Source organism: Acidovorax sp. HMWF018 (assembly GCF_003061035.1).
In the GTDB taxonomy this organism is placed as follows: domain Bacteria; phylum Pseudomonadota; class Gammaproteobacteria; order Burkholderiales; family Burkholderiaceae_C; genus Acidovorax; species Acidovorax delafieldii.
The window spans coordinates 1-7,323 of the sequence record NZ_QAIM01000230.1 but is presented as its reverse complement, the minus strand read 5'-3'; the positions used below and the strand labels follow the sequence as shown (position 1 = coordinate 7,323).

The window sequence follows — 7,323 nt, the reverse complement described above, 5'->3', positions numbered from 1 at the left end:
GCCCATGCCGATGAAGCCGATGGCTCGCAATTTGCCCTGAAGTTCGACACGAACCGCACCCGCGCTGAAGTGCAAGCCGAAGCTGTAGTGGAAGCCAAGACCCACAACATGGAACCCGCAGGCTCGCGTGTGGTGACCTACCAATCCACCGCTGACCGCGCTGCCGTGCGTGCACAGGCTGCCGAAGCCGTGCGCACCGGCCAGATCCCTTCGGGCGAATTCAGCGCCATGTAATTTGGCAGACCAACTGCTCGGGTTGGATTGAAGCAGTTGCGGGACTTCCCATGGCGGTGGCACTTCGCGCGGTGCGGGTGCTGCCGCTATGGGGAGTGTTAACTGAACCGCAGGGGCGGGCAGGCAAAAAGGGCTCCCTCTGGGAGCCCTTTTTGTTGCGTGCGAACACAAGCAAAACGTCGTACGCCTGTTGCATCTCCAAGCCGAAAGCCTCTGCGTCATCGCGAAAAACGAGCGCTCGCTACGCGGTCCCGGCCTTCAATGCCGCGCGTCGTTCCGCAAACTGCGCAGCCCACTCGGATACCGGCATAAAGCTGGGGTCCGAACGCACCACACGCTCCGTCTGGGCCCAGATGGCTTCGTCATCCTGATCCAGGTCCAAAGGATCACCGTGGGGCTGGCTCACGTACCAAGGAGTGTCCAGATAAACCTCCACCGTGTTGTCTTCCGGGTCCATGCAGTAGATGGATATCGCATTCCCGTGGTTAAGCCCGCGCATCTTCGACGCGCCCAGTGCCAAGGCGCGGCGACGCGCCTCGCGCAGATGATCAATGGTCTGGACTTTGAACGACAGCTGCATCACGGTGCTCGGGGCATCTTCACCCCGCCCTCCAGCCAGCACCAACTGGTGGTGCTGATCACCACGCCCGCTCAGAAACACGATCTCGAAGCGAAAGGTCACGCCCTCGCCACGATCCGTCTCCTGCATGTCGAACACTCCGGTATAGAAAGCCTTCATCACCTCCAGGTCACGGCAAAAAATGCCACAGTGAGCGAGATTGGCGGTATAGGTTGGATTCACGTTGCGAGACTCCATGGGTTCAGGGAATGAGGACCAGCTTGCCCAGCGTGCCGCCGGTGTCCAACAGCTCGTGGGCCTGACGAACCTCTTCCAGTGGCATGCGCATGGCACGCGGTGCACGCACCTGGCCACTCGCCATGAGCGCAATGGCTTGCTCCATCAAGCCGCGGCGCTGGGCCACATCGGCATCCACCGCATGAATGGAGAAGGTGCGTATCGCCAGACTCTTGGCGAGCAGTTTGCGAAGCTCATCGAACACATCACTCGATGGTGGGCCTGCAAGGATGTTGTACGACACCGCCATGCCTGAGGGGGCCAGCGACCGCAGACAGGCGATAAACAGTGCCGCCCCCACATGATCAAAAGCGAGGTCGACGCCACGCCCCCCAGTGAGCTCCATGACGCGTTGCGGCAGGGCCTGCACGTCGCCATCAACAAGATCGCTAACTCCGTTTTCCAAGGCGAACTGGCGTTTTTCCGGGGTTGATGCAGTACCGATGACGCGCAGGCCTCGCGAGCGCGCCACCTGGGCCAGCGCGGTGGCAACCCCACCTGCTGCACCGGGAATCAGGATCGCTTTAGCGGGCAGATTGCCGTTGCTGGCCAGCAGCGCCAGTGCGAGCTGGAAGTTACCGAGACTCACCGCGTCCTCGAACGCAATGCTCTCAGGCAGCACAAATGGCACAACTTCGGGCACGCAGATCGCCTGCACGTAGCAGCCCCCGCGCTGTGGCAACTCTCGTGCACTGACCAGTACGCGGTCACCCACAGACAGGCGGGTGACGCCATCACCGATGGCATCGATGACACCGGACAGCTCATTGCCGGGCACCGCGGGCAGTGGGGGCATCCATTTGTAAGTACCGTTGCGAATCAGAACGTCCGGCCCACCTGCGCCTATGGCATGAGCCCGGACGCGTACCTGGCCCGGTCCGGGATGAGGTACAGGGATGTCCACCAAAGACAGAACCTCCGGACCACCCGTGACCTGGAGCTGCACGGCCTTCATCGTGCCAGTGGAAGAAGTCGCCATGTCTAACCTCAGCGCTGGCCGTCGTGTACAGACACCTGCTCGCGCGTCAGGCCGCCCAGGCGCGAGTGGACGCGTCCGCCATCGGCCATCACCAGTGCGAAAAGGATTTCGTCGGGGCGGGGCGCGTCCTGGATCCCCACCTCGGCACTGTTGAAATGGCTGCGGACATAGGCCGCATGGATGTAATGCAGTGGCACCATCAAGCGGTAGCCCGTAGCGGCCACGGCCTTCGCCGACGGCACGATGGCTTTGGGTTCACCCAGCACTTGTCGCATTGCCCAGCCCCCCGCTTCATGCCAGACGGCGCCATGCTCTAACTCGCCATTCACGCCGACGATGGCTGCCTTGCTATAGGCCTGTACTTTTTCCTTGCCCAGCGTAGCCACCAGCTCTTCAGCGAGCATCGTACCGAGGGTGCGCAGCTCGGCCATGAAGGGCAGCAGATCTGGCTCATAGCGGCCAGCGTAAGGATTGCGAATCACAGCGCAAGCAGAGGCGATGCGCAGCGGCGTGTCTACCGGTGGTCCGCCCTCGTGGTACACCGTTTCAATGGTCAGGCTGCGTTTGCGGATAGCGATCAAGTTCATTCAAAAGTCCTTCGACAAGGTGATTGGAGTCATTGTTTGGGAATCTTGGCATCAGCCACTACCTGCTGCCATTTTTCGATCTCGTGGCTCACCATGACCCTCATTTCCTCGGGCGTGCTGCCGCGTGCTTCCCCGCCCATGTCCTCCAGACGCTGCCGTACTGCTGGCGCCTGTAGCGCACGAAGCACCTCTGCATTGAGGCGATCAACGATCGGTCGAGGCGTTCCTGAGGGTGCCAGAAGGCCGGCCCACGAGCGCACGTCATAGCCCGTCACACCTTGCTCCACGACGGTGGGAACGTTTGGCAGGCCTGCCCACCGTTGGGGGCCGGTGGTTGCGATGGCGCGCAGCTTCCCCGCCTGGATGTTGGTCAATACCGCGGTCGGCGGAGCGATGATGAATGGCACATCGCCTGCCAGCAGCGCCGTGATCGATGCAGCATCGCCCCGATAGGGAACGTGCAAAAGATTGACTCGAGCCATCTTGGCCAGCAGCTCGCCCGCCAGATGGTGGGTTGAGCCCACGCCCGCAGTCCCGTAGCCGACCGATCCCGGTGTGGCCTGCGCGTTTGCGATGACTTCACGCAGGCTCTGGACTTTCGAATTGGCGTTGACAACCACCAGGAACGGAAAGAAGGTGATCGTGGAAACCATCTCGAAGTCCGCAACAGACTTGTAGGGGAGCGTGTTGTAGAGAGCGCCCGCCACCGCATGCCCCCCGGTGGCGAGCAGCAACGTGTATCCGTCGGGCTTTGCCCGCGCTACCGTGGTGGCGGCGATGGTGCCGCCAGCTCCAGACTGTGCCTCCACCACCACGGCCTGGCCCAAGGCTTTGGCCATCTCTGCGCCCACAGCGCGGGCGATGGCGTCCGCATTTCCACCAGGAGCGAACCCCTGATAGAGCTTGATCGCTCGCTCGGGATAGGCTTGGGCCAGGGCCGGCAGCGCCGGCCATCCAAGAGCGGCCGCGCTGCAGGCGGCCAGGACGTGTCTTCTTTGCATGGTGTTTGTCTCCGTGGGCGGCGGCCGCATGGGGCATTGCTCTACCCTTGCAGGGTCTGGATGGAAGATCGAACGGGTAAATGGCGCCAGACGATGGTCAGCCCTGCGCAACCACTGGATTGCGCAGCACGCCGATGGCTTCAATCTCCACTTCCACGACGTCGCCAGGTTTCATGAACTGCGGCGGCTTCTTGCTCCAGCCCACGCCGGCAGGAGTGCCAGTGATGATCACGTCACCGGGGACCAACGTAAAAATGGTGGAGGCATACGCAATCAGGCGGGGGATCGAAAAAATCATGTGCCCTGTATGGCTGGACTGCACCACAACGCCGTTCAGACGCGTCTCCAGCTTGAGTTCGCGACCAGGCGCGATCTCGTCTGCAGTCACCATCCAGGGACCGAAAGCACCAGTGGATTCGAAGTTTTTGCCGGAGGCGATCTGCTTGGCATGGAACTGCCACTCTCGCACGCTGGCATCGTTGTAGCAGCTATAGCCTGCAATGTGCGCCCAGGCGTCCGCCGCGCTGATGTCACGACCTTCCTTGCCAATCACTACGGCCAGCTCGCCTTCCCAATCCAGCGACTCCGAAACATGGGGACGGACGATCGGACCTTGATGTGGCGTCTGTGAACGCCACACGCGCAAGAAGATCGGCGGCTGCTCGGACAGCTCGCGCTGCATGCCAGCAGCGAGCACCTCCTGGTGGTGATCCATGTAGTTGCGCACCGCGCAGACAATTTTTTCGGGGCGAGGAATCACCGGCAGGAACGTCACTTCGGCCAACTTTGCGTCGGCCTTGAGATCTGCCACCAACGCATCCCGGCGCGCGAAGTCCGGGCTTGCGATGAAGCCAGCCAGCGTGGCATGGCCGGTTCGGATCGCCAGTTCGGCAACACCTTCACCGAGGACGGCACCCCAGGTTTCACGGCCGGCGATTGAGTAGGACATCAGTTTCATGGGTTTCCTAGAAAAGGGATGAAAGAGGAATCTGAGAAGGCACGACGATCAGAACTTGAACTTCTGGATCTTCGAATCTAGTGCACGAATGTATTTTTATGCACAAAATACAAATTATGCGTAGTGGTTTACACCGAGCGATTTGAGGGAACTTGCTTGGCCCCTTGCGCAAGAAGAGGCACTTGCAGACAACGGAAATGGGGAACTCAGAAGCGAAAAAGCCCACATGCGCGATGCATGCGGGCTTTGCACCACGCGAGTCGGGTGCAACCAGGAATGAGGAGGGGCAGGGCTGCCCAGGAACCGGCGAAATGCCTGTACCTAGACCATGCCCGGGCTCGCAATGGCAGTGGAGGGTCAGCCTCCCTGGCCGTGCTCCAGCTTGCTCAGCACCGAGAGCACATTGCGCTCGGTACTCAAGATGTGCTCTTGCAAGAGTGCACAGGCGGTGTCTGCATCGCGCCGCAGCGTAGCGTCCATGAGCTTACGGTGCTCACTGGATTTGTGCTTAAAGGTCTTGCGAAAGCGCGCTGAAAACCGCCGGTAACGCTCCGCCTGGTCGAAGAGGCTTGCACTCCACGTCCGCAGGCGCTCTGATGGACTGGCTGAAATCAGTGCCATGTGAAAGGCAGTGTGCACGTCCGTCCACCCTTGGTCCAAAACGACCGGACCATCGCTAAGTCGGCCTTCTACCTTCTCCAAGCGGTGAAATGCCCCCACTACTTGCGCCTCCCACACGTCATCACCGTGGGCAATCGATTCGCGCAGCGCCTGAACGTCAAGCATCACACGCATGCGCGTGATGTCGCCCAAGTCCTCTGCAGAAATCGCCGTTACACGAAACCCTCGCCGTTCATCTGCCCGGATCAACCCCTCCTGGGCCAGACGACTCAGCGCCTCCCGCAACGGACTGCTGGAAAAGCCGTAGGCAGCTTGCAGTTCATCGAGCTTGAGCTTGGCGCCTGGACTGTAGGTGCCATTCAACACATCCCTGCGCAATTGCGCGAAGGCCTGATCCACCAGGGGCGGGGTGCGAGGGGATGTGTCTGTTTTGTACATGTTTTGAATTTTATGCATAAACTTCAGGCATTGAAAGAACGAAAAAATCTCAATGAACACCAACCCGATGACACGTCCTATCCGCCTCCTCGCCATCTCCGGAAGCCTCCGCCGCGCGTCGCACAGCACTGCCGTGCTGCGAAGCCTTCAGCCGCTGCTACCTTCTGGAACCACACTGGAGTTGTTCCCTCTCGACGAGATCCCCATGTACAACGCAGATCTGGATGGGGACCAACCACCGCCTCCAGTCGTCCAGCTCAAGAACGCCATTGAACATGCGGATGGCCTGGTACTGTGTTCGCCTGAGTACAACTACGGCATACCCGGGGTACTCAAGAACGCGATTGACTGGGCTTCGCGGCCGGGATTTGCATCTCCTCTCAAGGGCAAGCCCGCGCTCATCATGACGGCGTCGCCAGGCACGGCAGGGGGAGTGCGGGCACAGGCCCAAATTCGTGATGCATTGGCAGCCACACTGGCTCGCCCCTTGGTGCGGCAGCACATCGCCATTGCTGGAGTCGCCGCGCGCATACAAGATGGTCACTTAGTGGACAAGCCTACTCTGGATATCATCCAAACAGGATTGCACGAGCTGGTCGAGGAGATCCGGTGGATCGCCGCGCGCAGCCAACAAGTCTGAGACAGAAGTCGCTAATAAGACCGGGCTTTAGCGGCCAGTGCCGATAGGGCTGGACTCGGCATCCAATCTTTGAATATGTGCCGGGTCACCCGAATGGAGTTCGCTCATGAAGATCACCGTCTCAACTGTGGTTGCCGCACCGTTGAAAGAAGTCTGGCGGGCATACACAACACCCGAAGACATCAAACAATGGAATACAGCGTCCCCAGACTGGCACACGACCACCTCGTCGGTGGATCTGCGGCCAGGTGGCAAGTTCTCCTCTCGCATGGAGGCGAAGGACGGCTCATTCGGGTTTGACTTTGCAGGTGAATACACCAAGGTTGTGCCGTGCCAGCTCATCGAATACGCCTTCGGAGATCGAGCAGGACTCGTTGAGTTCAACGAGGGCACGGACGGAGTCAAAGTTACGGTCACACTCGACGGGGAGCAAACGCACCCCGAAGAGCAGCAGCGAGCCGGCTGGCAGGCTATCCTGGACAACTTTTCTCGCCACGTGGTCGCAAAGCTGGCGCCCCAATAGCGGCCAGCTCGCAGAGCCTCTTGCCCGTACATGCGACCTGCCCGAGGCCCGCATGCGCGCCGCACTGCAGTCAGTGGCCGTGTTCGACCACCCCGACCGCAGCCAGCGCGGTCGCACCATCACGCATGCACACTACTTTGACCTGGGCGATGCGCCGTTTCCGGTGGTGCAAGCCGATGACGATGCAGCGCTGGTGCAGTGGACCCGCATCGACCAGCTGGCAAGCCTGGAAGAGGAATTCTTCGAAGACCACTTCCACATGCTGGACCACTTCCTGGGGTTGACGGAGCTGCACTGACAACGTGCAGCCAGACTTCAAGCAAGAACAGCCTCTAGCGCTTATCCAATAAGCGCATAAAGCTATTATTTGAATAGCATCAAGTCCCCGCACGCTCCAGCATGGCGTGCAGCAGCACGTTGCACCCGGCCTCGATGTGCTCGGGTTTCGCGTCCTCGATCTCGTTGTGGCTGATGCCGTCCTTGCAG

Annotated in this window: 9 protein-coding genes and 1 pseudogene; 4 read left to right on the top strand and 6 right to left on the bottom strand. The window is 60.5% G+C overall.

The window, feature by feature from the left end; all coding sequences use genetic code 11:
• Positions 1–234 (top strand): DUF4148 domain-containing protein (locus DBR23_RS08160; protein WP_108497895.1); only part of this gene is annotated, 234 nt, incomplete at its 5' end.
• A 241-nt stretch (positions 235–475) separates the two neighbouring features.
• On the opposite strand, the gene DBR23_RS08155 is transcribed toward DBR23_RS08160, so the two are convergent.
• The 6 genes from DBR23_RS08155 to DBR23_RS08130 form a co-directional block, all read right to left on the bottom strand.
• Positions 476–1,051 carry a VOC family protein gene (locus tag DBR23_RS08155; RefSeq protein WP_233250336.1) on the bottom strand — a complete coding sequence of 192 codons (576 nt, stop codon included), beginning with the start codon at positions 1,049–1,051 and terminating at the stop codon, positions 476–478.
• A gap of 4 nt (positions 1,052–1,055) precedes the next feature.
• Positions 1,056–2,069, bottom strand: coding sequence for a zinc-dependent alcohol dehydrogenase family protein (locus DBR23_RS08150; RefSeq protein ID WP_108497894.1), 1,014 nt, complete (start codon positions 2,067–2,069; stop codon positions 1,056–1,058).
• Between the two features lie 8 nt (positions 2,070–2,077).
• The gene (locus DBR23_RS08145) at positions 2,078–2,656 is read right to left on the bottom strand and encodes an amino acid synthesis family protein (RefSeq protein WP_056066523.1); all 579 of its coding nucleotides are present in this window, start codon (positions 2,654–2,656) and stop codon (positions 2,078–2,080) included.
• Positions 2,657–2,685: 29 nt separating this feature from the next.
• Positions 2,686–3,657, bottom strand: coding sequence for a tripartite tricarboxylate transporter substrate binding protein (locus tag DBR23_RS08140; RefSeq protein WP_108497896.1), 972 nt, complete (start codon positions 3,655–3,657; stop codon positions 2,686–2,688).
• Positions 3,658–3,754: 97 nt separating this feature from the next.
• Positions 3,755–4,615, bottom strand: coding sequence for a fumarylacetoacetate hydrolase family protein (locus tag DBR23_RS08135; protein ID WP_108497893.1), 861 nt, complete (start codon positions 4,613–4,615; stop codon positions 3,755–3,757).
• 357 nt (positions 4,616–4,972) lie between these two features.
• Positions 4,973–5,692 carry a GntR family transcriptional regulator gene (locus DBR23_RS08130; protein ID WP_099731987.1) on the bottom strand — a complete coding sequence of 240 codons (720 nt, stop codon included), beginning with the start codon at positions 5,690–5,692 and terminating at the stop codon, positions 4,973–4,975.
• Positions 5,693–5,726: 34 nt separating this feature from the next.
• Between DBR23_RS08130 and DBR23_RS08125 the strand changes: the two genes are divergently transcribed.
• The 3 genes and pseudogenes from DBR23_RS08125 to DBR23_RS08115 all read left to right on the top strand — a co-directional run.
• Positions 5,727–6,314, top strand: coding sequence for an NADPH-dependent FMN reductase (locus DBR23_RS08125; protein ID WP_108497892.1), 588 nt, complete (start codon positions 5,727–5,729; stop codon positions 6,312–6,314).
• A gap of 106 nt (positions 6,315–6,420) precedes the next feature.
• The gene (locus DBR23_RS08120; protein ID WP_108497891.1) at positions 6,421–6,837 is read left to right on the top strand and encodes an SRPBCC family protein; all 417 of its coding nucleotides are present in this window, start codon (positions 6,421–6,423) and stop codon (positions 6,835–6,837) included.
• A 31-nt stretch (positions 6,838–6,868) separates the two neighbouring features.
• Positions 6,869–7,135: pseudogene (locus DBR23_RS08115) on the top strand (cytidyltransferase); the annotation flags it as partial.
• Between the last annotated feature and the right edge of the window lie 188 nt (positions 7,136–7,323).